Genomic DNA, 22,806 nt, shown 5'->3' on the forward strand with positions numbered 1-22,806 from the left:
TTCTCTTTTACGCTTTTCAAGCTGTATTTCTAAATCCCTGATGGTTTCCGAAACGGCTGCTTCAAAACTTCCTTTATTAGATGAGGCGAATAATCTGGGACTTGGGTAACTAAGTCTGCTTTTGCAGATTTCACCCTTGCCATAAAGTTAGTTGATTTTTTCTACAAAATCAACTAAACCCGTCATTTTATGAAATTTGTTTTGTTAATAACTCATTTTAAATTCTCTATTCATAATTCATAATTCTGAATTGAATTTTTAACTTTGTTACTTTAAGAATTTCGATGGAGCACTTTATAGTATCGGCTAGAAAATACAGGCCCCAAACGTTTAAAGACGTTGTGGGTCAGCAGGCCATTACAAACACGCTATTAAATGCCATTGAAAACAATCATTTAGCACAAGCCCTATTATTTACAGGACCACGTGGTGTTGGTAAAACAACTTGCGCACGTATTTTGGCTAAAATGATTAACAGTGACGGCACAGAAACTGGTGACGAAGATTTTGCCTTCAATATTTTCGAGCTCGATGCGGCTTCAAACAACTCGGTTGATGATATAAGAAGCTTAACCGACCAAGTGCGAATCCCTCCACAGGTTGGTAAATATAAAGTGTATATTATTGATGAGGTTCATATGCTATCACAAGCAGCTTTTAATGCTTTTTTGAAAACATTGGAAGAACCTCCAAAACACTGTATTTTTATCCTTGCAACTACCGAAAAACATAAAATAATCCCAACGATTTTATCACGTTGTCAAATATTCGATTTTAAACGTATTACGGTAAAAGACGCCAAGGAATATTTAAAATATATTGCTGAAGAACAAGGTATTGAAGCAGAAGACGATGCATTGCATATCATCGCTCAAAAGGCAGATGGTGCCATGCGTGACGCTTTGTCAATTTTCGACCGTGTGGTTAGCTTTTCTGGAAAAAATTTAACCAGACAAGCCGTTACCGAAAACTTAAATGTACTTGATTACGAAACCTATTTTGAAAGTACCGATCTTATTTTAGAAAACAAAATTCCTGAATTATTACTTCAATTTAACAATACACTTTCCAAAGGTTTTGATGGACACCATTACATTGCAGGCTTAGCGTCGCATTTTAGGGATTTACTGGTGAGTAAAACGCCGCAAACCATAGAGCTTCTTGAAGTTGGCGACGAAACCAAAAAAAAATACTTAGAACAATCACAAAAAGCATCGCAAGAGTTTTTGCTTCAAGGTATCAATCTCGCTAACGATTGCGACCTCAAATACAAAAGCAGTAAAAACCAACGCCTGCTCATCGAGTTATGCCTTATGCAGCTTGCCTCTATCAATTTTGATGGAGAAAAAAAAAATTCTAGGCATTTCATAATTCCACCTTCATTCTTCGAAAAAAAAGGTATCAAACCCGTTTTGGTTACCATTCCAAATAAAGAAAAAAATGACCCAGTACCAGTTGAACAAAAAATAACTGAAACCCAAAACAAGGAAACGCCTTCTAATAACACACCTAATACTGTAAATAAATTTCAGGTGAACCAACCTGAAAAAATTGAATTAAAACAAGATTTAAAGCGTGCTTCCGGATTGTCTTTAAAAAGTTTAAAGGTTAAAAAAGAACATCTCATTAAACAAATGGATGTTGTAATAGACGAAGAAAACCTACCAAAAGAACCATTTACCGAAGCTGCTTTAATACAAGCCTGGAAAGATTATGTAGCGCTACTTCAAAATGATGGAAAACACAATCTAGCCTCTATTTTATCTATTGATACACCAAAAGTAAAAGATACCGTTGTTTATTTGGAATTCCCAAATGCTACCAATAAAGTGGAATTAGAGCGTAATCAATACGAGCTTTTATTGTACATAAGAAAGACTTTAAACAATTTTGATATTAATTTATCAATTAGTGTCAATGAAGAAATGGAAAAGCAGTATGCCTATACCCCTTTTGAAAAGTTTGAAAAGCTTAAAGCAAAAAATCCCAATATAGATGTTTTAAGAAAAATTTTTGATTTAGATATATAATGAGTTTGTGTCATGACTAAAAAAGAAAAACGTTATCATGTCGAAATGAGGCAAAATTTAGATATATGAATAAATTAATTTACATCTTAGTGATAATTTTAGCTTTTGTAAGTTGCAACGGCGGAAAAACAAAAAAAGATGCTTTAAAAACATCCGTGGAGAAATTTAAAGATTCCATAGGAACGCTTGAAATTGAAAAATATATTCCAGAAGCATATTCAGAAACCATAACAGACACGATATTAAGCAACGGTTTTAAAGTAAAAATTAAAACGTTTACAGATATGGAACATAGTGTTTTAAATATGTTTAAACAAGATACTATTGTATATAAACATTATTATAGAGATGCCATAGCAGAAATAACTATTTTTAAGAATGATATTCAAATTGTATCTCAAAAAATTGACAAATCATTTTTTTTAAAACGTGATAACGAATTAAAAGACTATTTTGAAATAGCCAATCTATCTGGTGTTTGGCTTAACGAGAAGGAGTCTCTTGATAAAGATAAAATAAGTATTTTTATTATGTTTTGTAAACCAGAAACTGATTACTACTATTTAAATGAAATGATAGTTGATGGCAATGGAGAGGTTTTTATACATGAAATTACTGAAAAAACTTAATTAATTATGCTAGGACTTAAATTACCAACAGACCCGCGATGGGTTAATATTGTTGAAAAAAATATAGAAGAAATATTAACAGATCATGCGTTTTGTGAGCAAAAAGCAACCAGTACAGCTATTTCTTTGATTGTAAGCTTTCCTGAATATACCGAACTGGTACAAGAGATGACTGCTTTGGTAAAAGAAGAAATCAGCCATTTTAAAATGGTGCACGATAAAATTATTGAACGTGGTTGGGTTTTAGGGCGCGACAGACGTGATGATTATGTTATCGAATTGCTTAAGTTTTTTCCAAAAGGCGGCAGCAGAACCACACAGTTGGTGCATAGATTATTATATGCAGCTTTAATTGAAGCACGTAGTTGTGAACGCTTTAGATTGCTGTCGGAAACTTTAAAAGACAAAGAATTAGCTGCTTTTTACAAAAATCTTATGGTAAGTGAAGCCAACCATTATACCATGTTTTTAGGTTTTGCCAGACAATATGGCGAAAAAAAAGAAGTAGATACCAAATGGCAACAACTTCTTGAATATGAAGCAAAAATAATGTCTGATTTAGGAAAAAAAGAAACGGTACACGGTTAAACCCAGATTATGTAATAGAAAATTTATTACGACCTGAAATCTGAGTTAAAATTTGTAACCAACACCAATTTGAATATTCGTATTTTTAGCTTCAAATGGTAAATAATCGTCAAACACATTTGTAATACCATATGTGTATCTTAAATCTGCAAAAAGCATATGTGATAATTTATATTCTATGCCCGCAATACCCGAATACCCCATGTTTTTAGCGACATCGTCCACTTTATTAATTTTCAATCCAACTTGCGGACCAAGTGCAAAACGGATTTTTTCACTCAATCTAAATTTAAATAAAATGGGCGCTTGAATATAGTCTAAATGATATGCTTCAACTTTGGCTCCTTCAGCCGAAAACTGTAATTCAGGCACTAAAGAAACTGTTTTAGAAAAACGGATATCTCCAAAAAAACCAATATAAATACTGTTTCGGTGTTTGTTTTCCATGGTAGATGTCCCTTCAAAATCTAAATTTGAAATATTGTAACCACCTCTTACACCATATTTTACATCTTGAGTAAATCCATAAAATGAAAAACTAAGGAGTATTATTAATACTGTTTTTTTCATAACTAACTATTTATTGTTATTAATAAGTCTTATGCAATTCGCATTATAAAATCAATAGAAAAAATTAAATTTTAGTTAAACTCATTTCATAAGTTAATAGATTTGGGCTATAAATGAAGTCGTTTAAATTTTTAGCAATTTATTATGTACGAATATATGCTATAAAAATACAATGCTACAATTTTAAAAGGTAAAGTGCAAAATTTTACTGTGTATTGCTTGAAACGGTCTGATAATAAATACTTTTTATAATCCCATCTGCCAATCCTATTTTTGGAACATATATGTTTTTGGCACCACTCCATTTCATGGAAGATAGGTAAATACGCATAGCGGGAATAATAACGTCTGCCCTATCTTGATTTAAGTCCAGTTCGGTTATACGTTCTTCATAAGAATAGCTTTGAAGCAGTTGATAATACGATGTTAAATAGAAATATGTTAGCGGTTTACCTAAAGCTTTTCCCGATATTTTGAATATTTTGTTAATGTTTCCTCCAGAACCCAAAACAGATATCTTATCATAAGCGCTTGTATGCACTTTTATCCATTCCTCCAATTCTTGCCATGCTTCTTTAGAAACCATATCATTAAGTAACCGTACCGTACCTATTTTAAACGATCTTGACGCTGCCGGAATACCTTCATGAATAACGGTAAACTCAGTACTACCGCCACCAACATCTACATATAAATATGTTTTGCTTTTATCGATATAAGAATTTAAATCGGTGGCGGCAATGATGGCTGCTTCTTCTTCACCTTCAATAATATCAATGCTTATACCAGAATTTTTTAAAACTAAATCAACAACCTGTTTACCATTGGTGGATTCTCGCATAGCAGAAGTTGCACAGGCTTTATACTTTACCACTTTATGTGATTTCATTAATAACTTAAATGCCAACATGGTATCTAAAATACGCTGTGTATTTTCCTTTGAAATTTTATTATGGATGAAAACATCTGATCCCAAACGAATAGGCACACGAACCAACGAATTCTTTTTAAATTGAACAGGTTTTCCTTTTTGTTCTATAATGTTTGAAATAAGCAACCTAACGGCATTAGAACCAATATCGATTGCTGCATATTTTTTTATTGAGAGCATATTAATTTTCTAATTTTTTTAAATAATAATCATACGTAGCAAACTGAGACCTTACTTCTTCTTTATTGTCTATTTTATACTCATTATCTTGTGAAGCATTTAATACACGTGCCTTTACATTATCGCTCCAACAAATATTAAAGGTTTCTATAATTTCCTGTTTTATGTCTTCATCATAAATAGGGCAACTTACTTCTACTCTGTTTTCAATATTTCTGGTCATCCAATCGGCCGATGAAATATAAACCTTAGGATGGCCATTATTTTCAAAATAATAAATTCGGGAATGTTCTAAAAACTTGTCTATAACACTAATCACTTCAATATTCTCACTCATGCCCGGTATGCCTGGTATTAAACAGCAAATACCTCGAACAATCATTTGAATTTTAACTCCTGCATTGCTAGCTTCATAAAGTTTATCGACCATATCATAGCTAGAAATACTATTCATTTTCAATCTAATAAGACCTTCTCCACCATTCTTTATATTCTGAATTTCAGCATCAATCAATTTAAATATGGCTTTTTTAGTATAATGTGGCGATGTGATTAAGTGTTTATATCTGAAAATCTTATAGTTGGTTTCAAAAAAATTGAAAATTTTAATAACATCTTTCAAAATGCGCTGATCTGCAGTGAAAAGCGTGTAATCTGTATATATTTTTGCTGTAGATTCGTTAAAGTTCCCTGTACTTATAAAGCCATAACGTTTTAATTTTTTACCTTCCTCGCGCTCAATAACACACATTTTACTATGCACTTTCAATCCCTTTACACCAAAAACCAAGTTAATGCCTTCTTCTTCCATTTGTTGCGCATAATCTATATTGGCTTGTTCATCAAATCGTGCTTGAAGCTCTATAGACACCGTTACCGATTTTCCATTAATAGCAGCATTAATAAGTGAACTGGCAATATGCGAAATTTGTGCTAAACGATAAATAGTGATTCTTAGGGTTTTTACTTTTGGGTCTAGCGCCGCTTCTCTTAAAAACTTAACGATGTATGAAAATGTTTGGTAAGGTGCATGAAGCAAATAATCTTTATGCTCTATGGCTTCAAAAATACTAGATTCCAAACTAAGGTGTTTTATTGGTAACGCCTCTATTTTATGGTAAAGTAAATCTGTTCTTCCTAAACTTGGAAAATTCATGTAATCACGTCTGTTATGATAACGACCACCAGGGATGATACTATCGGTATCATCAATACCCATTTTAGACATTAAAAATTCTAAGGTTTCTTTATCGATAGTTTTATCGTAAACAAAACGAACAGGGTCACCAATTTGCCTGTGTTTTACACTATCGGAGATTTTTTCAATAAAGCTTTTACTTAAATCGCTTTCAAAATCCAGCTCACCATCACGTGTAATTTTAATCATGTGGGCAGAAACTGTTTTATAGTCAAAAATGTTGAAAATATACCCTAAACAATGACGTAATAAATCGTCAATCAATATTATAAAACTTTTATCACCTTGCTTCGGTAATTCAACAAAACGATTAATGGATTTTGGTATTTCAATAAGAGCGAATTGCTTTTTATTGTCCATCATTACCATTCTTACTGCCAAATATGCTGCACTATCTTTTAAATTAGGTAGTACTACTAGGTCATTTAATATAATGGTAACCAATGCTGGACTTACTTTTCTAATAAAATATCTTTTTATGAAATCATGCTGGGAGCTATCTATTTGATTTTCATCAATTATATAGATATTTTCGTCCTCTAAGCGTTTATGGATAGTACCTAAAACTTCTAAGCTTTCACTTTGTTGTTTTATTACTATTTGAGTAATAATTTCAAGTAATTCATTGGCCTTAATACCTCCTAGTTCACTTTTCCCTCCTTTTCCTGCATCAACTATTCGCTTTACAGTAGCATATCTAACCTTAAAAAACTCGTCTAGATTATTAGAAAATATACCTAAAAAACGTAATCTTTCAATTAATGGTACGCGTTCATCTGAAGCTTCTTGCAAAACCCTTGCATTAAATTGTAACCAACTTATTTCTCTATTTATATAACTATTTGAATGGATTTCTGGTTTTGTCATACTTGGTAATAATGATGTAATGCTTTCTTTAGACATGAAAAAAATGAAGCGTGTCATATTGAGCACAGTCGAAATGCTATTAAAAACGATATTTCCAATGTCTTCGACTGTACTCAGACTGACATCTGAATATATTTAAATTTTGTCAAGTACTAAAATGCTTTCACAAATATATTCTATTTAAGCTAAATAATTAGCTTTAAAGCTAATGATTAAGCATACTTTTACGTATTAATAATGTATCGATTTGCTATGTACCGATTCAAAAAAGTATTTAATAAAAAATCACTTTCTTAAATCTCTTGGAAATAAAGTACTTACAGTTTTTCCTTTGTTTAAATCTTTCCAATCAGTAATGTCAAATTCAATTTGAACCACACCACAGGTAGGAACATTATCAATAAAAATATCACCATAAGTATTTACGAAAGCTGTTATGGCATGGTTATGACCAAAAACCATTAAAGTATGTATATCATTAGGGCATTCCTTAATAACACTAATGAGATTGCTTCCTGAAAAATCGTATAAATCATGATTTAATTGCAGCATGGACCTATCTATTTTAAGATTTTCAAAAAAGATATTGGCAGTTGTTTTGGTTCTTACGGAATCACTGGAAAAAACACCATCAATATTCAAGTTATTTGAATTCAGATACATGGATATACTATTCGCATCATTAATGCCCTTTTCGTTTAAAGGCCTTTCGTGGTCAATAACATGATGTTCCCATGAAGATTTTGCGTGTCTAACTAAGATTAGATTTTTCATATGCTTTTTTTAAGTTTCAAAGTTGCAAAGTTGCAAAGTTTCTGAGTTATGAAGTTGTAGAGTTTCAAAGTTTCTTGCTTCTCAATTTTCTCTTTTTCTTGTTTAATTAAAACTTCAATGTACATTTTATATGTTTTTTTTTAAGTTGCAAAGTTTCTAAGCTTTAGAGTTTTTCTTGCCTGTATTTCTCTATTGTCTTGGCTCTTGACTCTTGCTTTTCTTTTTTCTCTTTTTATATTTAACTCCCTAACCTCCAAGGGGAACCTCATACAGGGTTCTAAGGGGAGGGTGTTTAACTGTTTATTCGTTTATTTATTAATCCTTAACCCTTTCTTTACCTTTCATCGGTGCTTGTTTATACAAACTTTTTGTTAATGGCGATTTCATAATATTCGATTAAATGTAAATATTATCGATAAAAAGTTGTTTTTATCGATGTAATTCATTTTATTTGCTTTTTAAAATAATGTAAAAATACATGTCAATTTAATTTTTAACATAGCTATTAACCTAAATTAACTAATAATAACCAATTTAAAAAATTTGCCCGTCGTTGAATAATCATTTAAAACCGATTAAGTGTTTGTATTATTCCCTTTGTCGTTTTTTTAAGGTTTTTAACATTTTTTTTTGAAAAGATAGATATGTGTATGTTCTTTTGTTTATAAATATAAAATTATGATCCCAAATCTAATTTCTCTATTAAGTTTTAGTATCGATTAACCTAACCAGATACTCTTCCCTCACTACTTTACAGGAATTAAATTAGATTGCAATAAAAAATTGTAATACTGTAATTCAATAATCATCTCAATTAAAACTAAAGTAATATTTGTTACTTAATTTTTCGGCCTATGAAAACAACTACATTTAATCTGTTATTAAAAACAAGTATACAAATAAAGCATTATTTGTTTGCCATTGTTTTTCTATTTATAGGACTTTTACAAGTCAATGCAGACTGTATTATTGATACCGCTGCAACTGGTGGTGACAATGTAATGACAGGCGCAGAATTAGTAGCCTATATAAATACTAATAACTGTACTGGTACTATCACTATTTCAGACGGTGTTCAAATACAACTTTACACCAATATTACTATTCCTAGCACTATTGATAGATTAATTATTGAAGATGGTGGACAAATTATGTGGTATGCCAATGTAACTTTAACATTAGCTCCCAATTCTGCTATAGTCATTGAAAACACCACTGAACAGAATACTTCCCATGGAGGTGCTGGAGCAATATCTTCTAGTGGTCCATGTAATAACAATAGAAGAATCGATATCGGTGGTTTTGAGTATTCAGCATGTACAGGTGAAGGTAATGTATGTATTATTTTTAGTGATGTAATAGCTGCTGGCGGTACCATTCAAATAGATCCAGACTTTGCAGTTATTTCTGGAACCGATAACCAAGTTTGTTTTGTCCCTACTTCAATTGATGTTCAATTAAATGGATTTGTTGAAGGAAACCCGACTTATTTATGGACGGTTAAATCGGCCCCTATAGGTGCAACAGTTAATTTCGATCCAAATAACACAGTAGAAGACCCAATTGTTACTGTATCTGAACCAGGCACTTATGTATTTAATATTGAAGTTACAGTGTCATTAAGTGATGAATGTATTAATAAATTTGTGACTGTTAACGCAGATATAGAGATTGTTTTTTTAGAGGGTTTAAGTGCAACTACCATGGCAATAAGCCCTGGAGCTGGAGAAACATGTAATTTAAATGTTGATTTCACAGCTTCAACAACTAATGGAGGTGCTAATCTAACTTATTCATGGGATTTTGGTGATGGTAGTGCTACTAGTTCTTTACAAAATCCTTCACATACATATGCTACAAGTGACACATATAATGTATCATTAACGGTTACTGACCCCGATGGTCTTCCACCTTGTAATGTTGTAACTGTAGACAAAGAAGTCGTTATTACTGATAACAATCCAACCATTACAGCCCCTACACCTTTAAATATAGAAGGTTGTGATGTATCTGCAATTACAGTGGGCACAGCGCGATTTCTTTATGATTCAGACGGATCAAATGATATAAAAGATACCTATGTCAATGGTGATTACACAGCTTCTGATGATGGAACTATTGCTAGTATTACCTATATAGATGTTATAACCAATGCTAGTTGTCCAATAATAGTAACTAGAACATTTACTATAACAGATGACTGTGGGAAAACTGCAACTGCTGTTCAAACAATAAATATTAACACTCCAGTTATTAATGTAACAGCGCCATCAGCAGTTAATTTAGTTGCTTGTACTTCAGAAGCAGATATTCTTACTGCTTACAATACATGGAAAAATGGATTCACAGTTTCTGGAGGATGTAGCCCAACTGATAATATGGCTAGTTTCCCAGAACTTCCTGCCGATGTTGCTTGTAATGGTGCAGATTTAAGTTTTACACTTACGGCTACAAATTGTGGCAGTTCAGAATCGGGACTATCAACTTTTAAAGTAGTTGCTTCACCCGCTGTTGATGTAACTGGTCCCGGCAATGTCGATACCGCTGCATGTTTCTATGCTGATGACACTGCTTTACAAAATGCTTATACTGCTTGGTTAAACACTTTCTCTACTGTTGAGAATGGTTGTGGTAGCGATGGTGATTTCACTACGGCTCCCGTTTTAGCCAGTACATTAAGTATTTGTTCTAACGTTGATATTTCTTTAACCTATTCTGCTGACGATGGTTGTACTTCCGATTCTGTAACCGCCAGCTTCAAAGCTACGGCGGCTCCTACGGTTGATGTAACTGGCCCTGGCGATGTTGATACCGCTGCTTGTTTCTATGCTGATGACACTGCTTTACAAAATGCCTATACTGCTTGGTTAAGCACTTTCTCTACTGTTGAGAATGGTTGTGGTAGCGATGGTGATTTCACTACGGCTCCCGTTTTAGCCAGTACATTAAGTATTTGTTCTAACGTTGATGTTTCTTTAACCTATTCTGCTGACGATGGTTGTACTTCCGATTCTGTAACCGCCAGCTTCAAAGCTACGGCGGCTCCTACGGTTGATGTGACTGGTCCCGGCAATGTCGATACCGCTGCATGTTTCTATGCTGATGACACTGCTTTACAAAATGCCTATACTGCTTGGTTAAGCACTTTCTCTACTGTTGAGAATGGTTGTGGTAGCGATGGTGATTTCACTACGGCTCCCGTTTTAGCCAGTACATTAAGTATTTGTTCTAACGTTGATGTTTCTTTAACCTATTCTGCTGACGATGGTTGTACTTCCGATTCTGTAACCGCTAGCTTCAAAGCTACGGCGGCTCCTACGGTTGATGTGACTGGCCCTGGCGATGTTGATACCGCTGCATGTTTCTATGCTGATGACACTGCTTTACAAAATGCTTATACTGCTTGGTTAAGCACTTTCTCTACTGTTGAGAATGGTTGTGGTAGCGATGGTGATTTCACTACGGCTCCCGTTTTAGCCAGTACATTAAGTATTTGTTCTAACGTTGATATTTCTTTAACCTATTCTGCTGACGATGGTTGTACTTCCGATTCTGTAACCGCCAGCTTCAAAGCTACGGCGGCTCCTACGGTTGATGTAACTGGCCCTGGCGATGTTGATACTGCTGCATGTTTCTATGCTGATGACACTGCTTTACAAAATGCTTATACTGCTTGGTTAAGCACTTTCTCTACTGTTGAGAATGGTTGTGGTAGCGATGGTGATTTCACTACGGCTCCCGTTTTAGCCAGTACATTAAGTATTTGTTCTAACGTTGATGTTTCTTTAACCTATTCTGCTGACGATGGTTGTACTTCCGATTCTGTAACCGCCAGCTTCAAAGCTACGGCGGCTCCTACGGTTGATGTGACTGGCCCTGGCGATGTTGATACTGCTGCATGTTTCTATGCTGATGACACAGCTTTACAAAATGCCTATACTGCTTGGTTAAGCACTTTCTCTACTGTTGAGAATGGTTGTGGTAGCGATGGTGATTTCACTACGGCTCCCGTTTTAGCCAGTACATTAAGTATTTGTTCTAACGTTGATGTTTCTTTAACCTATTCTGCTGACGATGGTTGTACTTCCGATTCTGTAACCGCCAGCTTCAAAGCTACGGCGGCTCCTACGGTTGATGTGACTGGCCCTGGCGATGTCGATACCGCTGCATGTTTCTATGCTGATGACACTGCTTTACAAAATGCCTATACTGCTTGGTTAAGCACTTTCTCTACTGTTGAGAACGGTTGTGGTAGCGATGGTGATTTCACTACGGCTCCCGTTTTAGCCAGTACATTAAGTATTTGTTCTAACGTTGATATTTCTTTAACCTATTCTGCTGACGATGGTTGTACTTCCGATTCTGTAACCGCCAGCTTCAAAGCTACGGCGGCTCCTACGGTTGATGTAACTGGCCCTGGCGATGTTGATACCGCTGCATGTTTCTATGCTGATGACACTGCTTTACAAAATGCCTATACTGCTTGGTTAAGCACTTTCTCTACTGTTGAGAATGGTTGTGGTAGCGATGGTGATTTCACTACGGCTCCCGTTTTAGCCAGTACATTAAGTATTTGTTCTAACGTTGATATTTCTTTAACCTATTCTGCTGACGATGGTTGTACTTCCGATTCTGTAACCGCTAGCTTCAAAGCTACGGCTCCTGTTACTATCACTTATAATACCCCAATGGATGCAGATCTTCAGTCTTGTGATTTCACAGATCAAAACGCTATTGATAATGATATTGCTAATTGGGTAAACAGCCAAACAGCTACTATTACCAATAACTTAACTGGCGGTTGTTCTCCTAATATAACTAATGATTTTACAAGCCAATCTATTGATATGTGTACTGGCGGCTCTCTTACTATTAATTGGACAATAAAAGACAATTGTACAGAATCAACTGTTGCTGCTACATATACCTTAACTAAACCAGCTGGAATTAATCATTACTTTCCTGATCCTGTTACAGTAAGTGCTTGTGATTTTGAAAATCAAGAAGATTTTGACACTAAATTTGCTGAATGGGTTGATGCTGAAATAATAAAAATGGATGATAGCTATGAAGGAGGATGCGCTCCTTTTACTACCCACAACTTTACAAACCAAACCATAGATATATGTACTGGTGGTGAAATCATAATAACTTGGCTTACTAACGATAAATGTGAAGTAAACCATACACATACAACTACATATACACTAACGGCACCTCCGGCCATAACCTATACGGCACCTGAAGACGCCGACCTACAGTCTTGTGATTATACAAACCAAACGGAAGTGAACACAGCATTCAGCACATGGGTTACCGCCCAGACCAATGCCTTTGCCATCGCCAACGGATGCGCGCCCGTACTGACCAATGACAGTGCGTCGGTGACGGTTCCCGAGCTATGTAACGGTGGAACAGCTACAGTAAAATGGACCATCTCCGATTTGTGCGAGACCATTGAAGTGTCCGCCGATTTTAACCTGACAGCGCCTGTGGCCATCACTTATAACGCGCCTTCTAACGACACGTCCGTTGCTTCTGAGTTTGACGATCCAGATGCTGCTGTTGCCCAAGCCAATCTTGATGCTGATATTGCAGCCTGGATAACCGCTCAAAACGCTACCATTACCAATAGTGTATCCGGTGGGTGTGATCCTGTTGTAACCAATGACTATACAAACCAATCCATTACTTTTTGTAATTCCGGAAGTATTGCCATTACATGGACAATTACCGATTTATGCGAGACTATCAATTCCATTACCGCAACCTATACCTTTACCCAACCGGAAGGCATCGCTTTTACGGACCCTTCCAGTAAAGTAGCAGATGCTTGTGATTTTGACAATGACAGCCCCGCACTGGCACAAACCAATCTAGATGCCGATATTGCTGCATGGGTAAGTGCACAAACTGACATTATTACAAACAGCCTTACCGGAGGTTCGCCGACGGTAAGCCATGACCATACAGACCAATCCATTGCTTTATGCGATGGAGGCAGTATCACTGTCAACTGGACCATTGAGGATATTTGTGAAACTATCAATAGATCTGCAACCTATACGATTAACGCGCCTACGGCCATCACATATACCGCGCCTGAAGACGCCGACCTACAGTCTTGTGACTACGCAGACCAAACGGAAGTGAGCTCGGCATTCAGCACATGGGTTACCGCCCAGACCAATGCCTTTGCCATCGCCAACGGATGCTCTCCCGTACTGGACAATGACAGTGCGTCGGTGACGGTTCCCGAGCTATGTACCGGTGGAACAGCTACCGTAAAATGGACCATCTCCGATTTGTGCGAGACCATTGAAGTGTCCGCCGATTTTAACCTGACAGCGCCTACGGCCATTACTTATAACGCACCTGTTGGAACTGACCTACAGTCTTGTGACTATGCAGACCAAACGGAAGTGAACACGGCATTCAGCACATGGGTTACCGCCCAGACCAATGCCTTTGCCATCGCCAACGGATGCGCGCCCGTACTGACCAATGACAGTGCGTCGGTGACGGTTCCCGAGTTATGTACCGGTGGGACCGCTACCGTAAAATGGACCATCTCCGATTTATGCGAGACCATTGAAGTGTCCGCCGATTTTAACCTGACTGCACCTGCGGCCATTACTTATAACGCACCTGTTGGAACTGACCTACAGTCTTGTGACTATGCAGACCAAACGGAAGTGAACACGGCATTCAGCACATGGGTTACCGCCCAGACCAATGCCTTTGCCATCGCCAACGGATGCGCGCCCGTACTGACCAATGACAGTGCGTCGGTGACGGTTCCAGAACTATGTACCGGTGGGACCACTACAGTAAAATGGACCATCTCCGATTTGTGCGAGACCATTGAAGTGTCCGCCGATTTCAACTTGACAGCGCCTACGGCCATTACTTATAACGCACCTGTTGGAACTGACCTACAGTCTTGTGACTATGCAGACCAAACGGAAGTGAACACGGCATTCAGCACATGGGTTACCGCCCAGACCAATGCCTTTGCCATCGCCAACGGATGTGCGCCCATACTGACCAATGACAGTGCGTCGGTGACGGTTCCCGAGCTATGTACCGGTGGAACAGCTACCGTAAAATGGACCATCTCCGATTTGTGCGAGACCATTGAAGTGTCCGCTGATTTTAACCTGACAGCGCCTGTGGCAATCACTTATAACGCACCTTCAAACTACACGTCCGTTGCTTCTGAGTTTGATGACCCAGATACTGCTGTTGCCCAAGCCAATCTTGATGATGATATTGCAGCCTGGATAACCGCTCAAAACGCTACCATTACCAATAGTGTATCCGGTGGGTGTGATCCTGTTGTAACCAATGACTATACAAACCAATCCATTACTTTTTGTAATTCCGGAAGTATTGCCATTACATGGACAATTACCGATTTATGCGAGACTATCAATTCCATTACCGCAACCTATACCTTTACCCAACCGGAAGGCATCGCTTTTACGGACCCTTCCAGTAAAGTAGCAGATGCTTGTGATTTTGACAATGACAGCCCCGCACTGGCACAAACCAATCTCGATGCCGATATTGCTGCATGGGTAAGTGCACAAACTGACATTATTACAAACAGCCTTACTGGAGGTTCGCCGACGGTAAGCCATGACCATACAGACCAATCCATTGCTTTATGCGATGGAGGCAGTATCACTGTCAACTGGATTATTGAGGATATTTGTGAAACTATCAATAGATCTGCAACCTATACGCTGAACGCGCCTACGGCCATCACATATACCGCGCCTGAAGACGCCGACCTACAGTCTTGTGACTACGCAGACCAAACGGAAGTGAACACGGCATTCAGCACATGGGTTACCGCCCAGACCAATGCCTTTGCCATCGCCAACGGATGCTCGCCTGTACTGGACAATGACAGTGCGTCGGTGACGGTTCCCGAGCTATGTACCGGTGGAACAGCTACCGTAAAATGGACCATCTCCGATTTATGCGAGACCATTGAAGTGTCCGCCGATTTTAACCTGACAGCGCCTACGGCCATTACTTATAACGCACCTGTTGGAACTGACCTACAGTCTTGTGACTATGCAGACCAAACGGAAGTGAACACGGCATTCAGCACATGGGTTACCGCCCAGACCAATGCCTTTGCCATCGCCAACGGATGCTCGCCTGTACTGGACAATGACAGTGCATCGGTGACGGTTCCCGAGCTATGTACCGGTGGAACAGCTACCGTAAAATGGACCATCTCCGATTTGTGCGAGACCATAGAAGTGTCCGCCGATTTTAACCTGACAGCGCCTACGGCCATTACTTATAACGCACCTGTTGGAACTGACCTACAGTCTTGTGACTATGCAGACCAAACGGAAGTGAACACGGCATTCAGCACATGGGTTACCGCCCAGACCAATGCCTTTGCCATCGCCAACGGATGTGCGCCCGTACTGACCAATGACAGTGCGTCGGTGACGGTTCCAGAACTATGTACCGGTGGGACAGCTACCGTAAAATGGACCATCTCCGATTTGTGCGAGACCATTGAAGTGTCCGCCGATTTCAACTTGACAGCGCCTACGGCCATTACTTATAACGCACCTGTTGGAACTGACCTACAGTCTTGTGACTATGCAGACCAAACGGAAGTGAACACGGCATTCAGCACATGGGTTACCGCCCAGACCAATGCCTTTGCCATCGCTAACGGATGTGCGCCCGTACTGACCAATGACAGTGCGTCGGTGACGGTTCCAGAACTATGTACCGGTGGAACAGCTACCGTAAAATGGACCATCTCCGATTTGTGCGAGACCATTGAAGTGTCCGCTGATTTTAACCTGACAGCGCCTGTGGCAATCACTTATAACGCGCCTTCAAACGACACGTCCGTTGCTTCTGAGTTTGATGACCCAGATGCTGCTGTTGCCCAAGCCAATCTTGATGCTGATATTGCAGCCTGGATAACAGCTCAAAACACTGCCATTACCAATAGTGTATCAGGTGGATGTGATCCTGTTGTAACCAATGACTATACAAACCAATCCATTACCTTTTGTAATTCTGGAAGTATTGCCATTACATGGACAATTACCGATTTATGCGAGACTATCAATTCCATTACCGCAACCTATACCTTTACCCAACCGGAAGGCATCGCTTTTACCGACCCTTCCAGTAAAGTAGCAGATGCTTGTGATTTTGACAATGACAGCCCCGCACTGGCACAAACCAATCTCGATGCCGATATTGCTGCATGGGTAAGTGCTCAAACTGACATTATCACAAACAGCCTTACCGGAGGTTCGCCGACGGTAAGCCATGACCATACAGACCAATCCATTGCTTTATGCGATGGAGGCAGTATCACTGTCAACTGGACCATTGAGGATATTTGTGAAACTATCAATAGATCTGCAACCTATACGATTAACGCGCCTACGGCCATCACATATACCGCGCCTGAAGACGCCGACCTACAGTCTTGTGACTATGCAGACCAAACGGAAGTGAACACGGCATTCAGCACATGGGTTACCGCCCAGACCAATGCCTTTGCCATCGCCAACGGATGCTCGCCTGTACTGGACAATGACAGTGCGTCGGTGACGGTTCCCGAGCTATGTACCGGTGGAACAGCTACCGTAAAATGGACCATCTCCGATTTATGCGAGACCATTGAAGTGTCCGCCGATTTTAACCTGACAGCGCCTACGGCCATCACTTATACCGCGCCTGAAGACGACTCGTCTACGGCATGTGAATTTGACCTATATGATGCTATTATAGCGCAATCAAGTCTTAATGCAGATATCACTGCTTGGGTCAACAATCAAACTTCTATTATTAATACTAGTTTAGAAGGAGGATGTTCTCCTATAGTTACAAATGATTTTGCTTCACAATCCATTGATTTTTGTACTGGTGGTTCATTAACTATTACATGGCAAGTACAAGATTTATGTGGAATTAGCACTTCTACCGCTACATATACATATACTAAACCTACTCCAGTTGCTTTAGATCAACAAAATCTTCCTAGCAATATTACAGTTGAATGTGACAACATACCAAATGCAGATGTACTTACTGCTTCAACAAACTGTGGAGAAGTAAATGTTATCTATAATGAAACAAGAATAAATGGGGAATGTGCTTCCTATTATGAATTAGTAAGAACATGGAAAGCAACAGATATCTGTGGTTCTTCTGTAGAACATACTCAAACTATTACTGTGCAGGATACAACGCCTCCAGTACTTTCATTACCAGTTAATGTCAGTGCCGAATGTAGTGACGACTTATCTCCAATTGCCTTTGGAAGCGCAACAGCTACCGATAATTGCGATGATAATCCTGCTATAAGCTATGAAGATAAAAGAACGGATGGTGCTTGTTCCGGTACTTACACTATAACCCGTACTTGGAAGGCGACCGATGCTTGTGGCAATGAGGCTACTGCAGACCAGGTTATTTCAATTTCTGATACGACAGCTCCTGAATTCGTAGAAACAAACCTTCCAGGAAATGTCACTGTTGAGTGTACCGCAGTACCTGCTGCCGAAACATTGACGGCTACAGATAATTGTGGAACTGCTACTGTAACAGTGAATGATGTTAGAGCTGACGGAAATTGTGTTAATAACTATACCATCACACGTACTTGGATTGCGACGGACGAATGTGGACTAACAAAAACGCATATTCAAACGATAACAGTTCAAGATACAACGCCTCCGACTTTTGTTGAAACATTACCTCCTACAAATTTAGTCGTAGAATGTGATGCTGTACCTGTAGCAGAAACTTTAACAGCTACCGATAACTGTGGTTCTGCAACGGTTTCTGTTAACGATGCAAGAACAAATGGAAGTTGCCCAAAGAACTATACACTTACTCGTACTTGGACTGCTACTGATGAATGTGGCAATACAACAAAACATACACAAATTATAACTGTTCAAGACACGAAGGCACCACAATTTGTGCAAACAACCCTTCCAACCAATATTACCGTGGCGTGTGATGCAATACCTACTGCTGAAACATTAACTGCTACCGATAATTGTGGAACGGCTACGGTATCAATAATCGACGCTGTAACAAATGGTGATTGTCCTAATAATTATATCATTGCCCGTACTTGGACAGCTACTGATGAGTGTGGTTTAATAACTAAACACACGCAAATTATAACCGTACAAGACACCCAAGCACCAGTGCCTACCGCTACGTTCGACGAGGTTTTAAATGTGAGTTGTACCAACATCCCACAAGCCCCTGCGCTAACGTTTACCGATAATTGTTCGTCTTCGGCTAATATTGTCGTGGTATTTAATGAAACAAATACCTTTCAAGATAATGTTTATAACGATTATGAAATTGTTAGAACATGGACCGTTAGAGACGCATGTGGCAATGAAGCAGTATACAAACAAATTCTTATCGTGACTCTTGATCAAAGAGAAACATATGTAGACGCTGGGAAAAAATGTTTTGATGATGGTATTGTGAATCTAAACGATTTTGTTCCTAGTACATTAAATACAAATGGAACTTGGGAACTAATTGAAGGCAACCCAGCAGCAACACTAACTGGTAGTATTTTCAACCCAACAACGCTTGAACTTGGTGACGATTTCCTTCCAGATAGTGGTGGTATGGATTATAAATTCTGGTACACAACAACAGATAATGGTTGCATAAGCATTACCGAAGTAACCATGAATATAAATGCCGATTGTGTGGTATTACCTTGTGGCGAAAACGACGTTGCAATATCTAAAGCAGTAACACCTAATGGGGATGCTTACAATGAATCCTTTGATATTACAGGTATTGAATTATGCGGATTCACTGCCGATGTTAAGATATTTAACCGTTGGGGCGCATTAATTTTTGAATCTAATAGTTATACCGTTGGAGAAAACATGGGGGAATGGAAAGGTTCCGCCAGTAAAAAATCTATTGGTGCAGCTAGTACAGTACCAAATGGAACTTATTATTACATAGTAACTTTAAAAGATAGTGGATTGGCACCATTTACAGGACCTGTTTACTTAGGAACCAAATAAAACTTGACCTATGAAATTTATTAAACATAATATAGTCGCTATTGCATTGTTAAGCTGTACGGTTGGAGTTGCACAACAGTTACCGCAGTTCACACAGTATATGTACAATACAATCTCTATTAACCCAGCGTATGCAGGTAGTAGAGAAGCTTTAAGTATTGTTGGATTGCACCGAAGCCAATGGGTTGGTTTTAAAGGTGGTCCAATAACACAAACACTGTCTATACACACACCTCTAAGAAACGATAGAGTTGGTGTTGGATTATCTTTTATTGAAGATGATTTAGGCCCTGAGAATTTCACCTATTTATATGGAGATTTCTCATATGCTATTCCAACAGGAAGAACTGGAAAACTTGCTTTTGGTATTAAAGGTGGTTTTACCCAATATAGTTTGGATCCCGATTTTCGCGAAACGGAAAGTTTTGACCCTTCTATCTATGGTATAGAAGACCGTTGGACACCTAATGTTGGTCTTGGAATCTATTGGAGTACTAACAGAGTCTATTTTGGTTTATCAACACCTAGAGTATTAAACACCGATAAAAATACCGAAGAAGGCTTTGAAGCCTTAGATAGATTAAGTTACTATTTTACAGGTGGTGTCGTTGTAGACCTAAGTCAAAGTTTTAAGCTAAAACCAGCATTTTTAGTTAAAGCTACTAATGGAGCTCCTCTTTCTTACGATTTAACGGCCAATTTCTTGTACAACGAAAAGTTTTGGTTAGGTGGCTCGTATAGAATTAATGAAAAAACCGCAGCCATAGGTGGTATTGTAGATTTTCAAATATCCAGACAATTACGTGTTGGGTATGCTTACGAAAAACCAATCTCAGAAATTGCCCGCTATACTACTGGAACCCACGAAATATTACTTATGTATGAATTCAAGTTCTTGAGTTCTAAATTAAAATCACCAAGATATTTCTAATACTATTTTTTATGAAATCGCTATTAACATCAAATTTGTCGCAGAAAAACACCTATGAAAATGGCGATACCATATGTCACTAAAAACAAATATTTTCTTCGTATGAAAGTTAAAAATTACATATTAGTTTGTATCGCATTAATGCTTAGTATCTCCATGTTTTCACAACAAGGAAAGCAAAAACGAGCAGATACCTTATTCAATAAATTCTCTTTTGTTAAAGCTGCCGAAGTTTATAAAGAGCTTATTGACAATAATTACAATAAAGACTATGCTACTAGGCAACTTGCCGATTGTTATGCCTTTTTAAGAGACCCAAACAGCGCATCTAGATACTATAAAACCGTTGTTAAACAAGAAAATGTACCTATAGAATATTACTATAAATATGCGCAGTCGCTAAGAGGTATGAAAAAGTACGACGAATCCCAAGAGTGGCTACAACGCTACAAAGATTCTGGTGGTGTTGTTAATGCTAACGATTTTTCTAAAGACATCAACTTTATAACAAGTGTTTTTGGTGCTAAACAACAATACTTTTTAGACAAAGTTCAGTTCAATTCCAAGTTTAGCGATTTTGGAGCTTTTGAACACAATGGGAAAATTTACTTTGCTTCATCTAGAGATGAAGGTGTTGCCGTAAAACGTTTATACGGATGGAACGAACAACCCTTTTTGGATGTTTACATTACCGAAGTAGGTGCCAAAAGAAATGTAGACCATACCGCAAAAGCAAAAGGAGACATAAACTCCATTTACCATGATGGTCCTGTTACTATTACAAAGGATGGCAGAACCATGTATTTTTCTAGAAATAATTATAAAGATAATGTTGAAGTAAAAGACAAAAAAGGACTTACCAATATGAAAATCTATAGAGCTACTTTAAGAGATAGCATATGGACAGACATTGAAGACCTATCAATAAATAGTGACGAATTTTCAACACAACATGCGGCTTTAAATAGCGATGACACCAAATTATACTTCACTTCAGACAGACCTGGAGGTTACGGTGGTTCTGATATTTGGGTAGTTGACATCCATTCAGATGGCACACTAACAGACCCTCAAAATATTGGAGAAGTAGTAAACACAGAAAGTGCTGAAGGGTTTCCCTTTATAAATAATGAAGGTACATTGTTCTTTTCTTCCGACGGACACACAGGCTTAGGCTTGTTAGATATATTTGGAACTATTAAAGGTGAGAATGACGAGATTATTGATGTTATTAACTTAGGTGTTCCTGTAAATTCCAATAAAGATGACTTTTCGTTTACCATGAGCCCAAATGGCGTTACAGGTTATTTTGCATCTAACAGACCTGGAGGGCGTGGTGACGATGATATTTATGCATTCCATAGAGTACCAACATTACAAGTTGAAGGTGTTGTAACTGATGCTATTAATACAAAACCTATTCCGAAATCCATAATTACATTATTTGATGATAAGAATAATCAAATAGCCTACATGGAAACCGATGAAAATGGTTTTTATCAAATAAATATAGATAGAAATAAAGACTATAAAATTGTCGCTAGTCAGAAAAAATACATAGATGACTATAGAACATTTACATCTAAGAACATTCAAACTGAGCTTACAACAATAACAGCCAATTTATTATTGAATCCTTTACCTGATGTTATAAAACTAGCTGAATTAAACACCATTTACTTCGATTATGATAAACACAACATAAGGGAAGATGCAGCTTTAGAATTAGACAAGATTGTCAATTTAATGACAAACGATTATCCAGAAATGGTAATCCGCATTGAGTCGCATACCGATTCTAGAGGCGCCCTTTCATATAACGATAAATTATCTATAGACAGAGCCAATTCGACCTACGACTACTTAATTTCTAAAGGCATAGATCCTGCTAGAATTACAGAACACAAAGGTTATGGTGAACGTAGATTAACAAATGGCTGTGAAAATGGTGCAAAATGTGAAGAAGAGGCACATCAATTAAACAGACGTACACAATTTATAGTTGTTAAAATGGAATAAAATATATAGACTAAT

The 22,806-nt window shown here is 37.8% G+C and carries 10 protein-coding genes; 6 read left to right on the plus strand and 4 right to left on the minus strand.

Going from position 1 to position 22,806, the window contains the following annotated elements; all coding sequences use genetic code 11:
- Positions 1-284 precede the first annotated feature (284 nt).
- The 3 genes from dnaX (at position 285) to CJ739_RS17530 (ending at position 3,247) form a co-directional block, all read left to right on the plus strand.
- Positions 285-2,030 carry a DNA polymerase III subunit gamma/tau gene (gene dnaX / locus CJ739_RS17520; protein ID WP_117177661.1) on the plus strand — a complete coding sequence of 582 codons (1,746 nt, stop codon included), beginning with the start codon at positions 285-287 and terminating at the stop codon, positions 2,028-2,030.
- Positions 2,031-2,095: 65 nt separating this feature from the next.
- Positions 2,096-2,659, plus strand: a complete 564-nt coding sequence (locus CJ739_RS17525; RefSeq protein ID WP_117177664.1) for a hypothetical protein — start codon at positions 2,096-2,098, stop codon at positions 2,657-2,659.
- A gap of 6 nt (positions 2,660-2,665) precedes the next feature.
- Positions 2,666-3,247 carry a MiaE family protein gene (locus tag CJ739_RS17530; RefSeq protein ID WP_117177666.1) on the plus strand — a complete coding sequence of 194 codons (582 nt, stop codon included), beginning with the start codon at positions 2,666-2,668 and terminating at the stop codon, positions 3,245-3,247.
- Positions 3,248-3,292: 45 nt separating this feature from the next.
- Here the strand turns inward: CJ739_RS17530 and CJ739_RS17535 are convergent, their stop codons facing one another.
- The 4 genes from CJ739_RS17535 to CJ739_RS17550 form a co-directional block, all read right to left on the minus strand.
- Positions 3,293-3,817, minus strand: a complete 525-nt coding sequence (locus tag CJ739_RS17535) for a porin family protein (protein WP_117177668.1) — start codon at positions 3,815-3,817, stop codon at positions 3,293-3,295.
- 205 nt (positions 3,818-4,022) lie between these two features.
- Positions 4,023-4,928 carry a Ppx/GppA phosphatase family protein gene (locus CJ739_RS17540; protein WP_117177670.1) on the minus strand — a complete coding sequence of 302 codons (906 nt, stop codon included), beginning with the start codon at positions 4,926-4,928 and terminating at the stop codon, positions 4,023-4,025.
- Between the two features lies 1 nt (position 4,929).
- Positions 4,930-6,993, minus strand: a complete 2,064-nt coding sequence (gene ppk1 / locus CJ739_RS17545; RefSeq protein ID WP_117179103.1) for a polyphosphate kinase 1 — start codon at positions 6,991-6,993, stop codon at positions 4,930-4,932.
- 285 nt (positions 6,994-7,278) lie between these two features.
- Positions 7,279-7,767, minus strand: a complete 489-nt coding sequence (locus tag CJ739_RS17550; RefSeq protein ID WP_117177672.1) for a SixA phosphatase family protein — start codon at positions 7,765-7,767, stop codon at positions 7,279-7,281.
- 854 nt (positions 7,768-8,621) lie between these two features.
- Here CJ739_RS17550 and CJ739_RS17555 point away from each other — a divergent pair.
- From CJ739_RS17555 to CJ739_RS17565, 3 genes are all read left to right on the plus strand, one after another.
- On the plus strand, positions 8,622-19,841 hold the full coding sequence (locus CJ739_RS17555; protein WP_117177674.1) for a T9SS type B sorting domain-containing protein: 11,220 nt from the start codon (positions 8,622-8,624) through the stop codon (positions 19,839-19,841).
- A gap of 10 nt (positions 19,842-19,851) precedes the next feature.
- Positions 19,852-20,772 (plus strand): PorP/SprF family type IX secretion system membrane protein, encoded by a 921-nt coding sequence (locus CJ739_RS17560; protein ID WP_117177676.1) that lies wholly within the window; start codon positions 19,852-19,854, stop codon positions 20,770-20,772.
- 102 nt (positions 20,773-20,874) lie between these two features.
- Positions 20,875-22,791, plus strand: a complete 1,917-nt coding sequence (locus tag CJ739_RS17565) for an OmpA family protein (RefSeq protein ID WP_236951543.1) — start codon at positions 20,875-20,877, stop codon at positions 22,789-22,791.
- Positions 22,792-22,806 lie beyond the last annotated feature (15 nt).

Origin of the sequence: Mariniflexile sp. TRM1-10 (genome assembly GCF_003425985.1) — a bacterium.
Taxonomy (GTDB): domain Bacteria; phylum Bacteroidota; class Bacteroidia; order Flavobacteriales; family Flavobacteriaceae; genus Mariniflexile.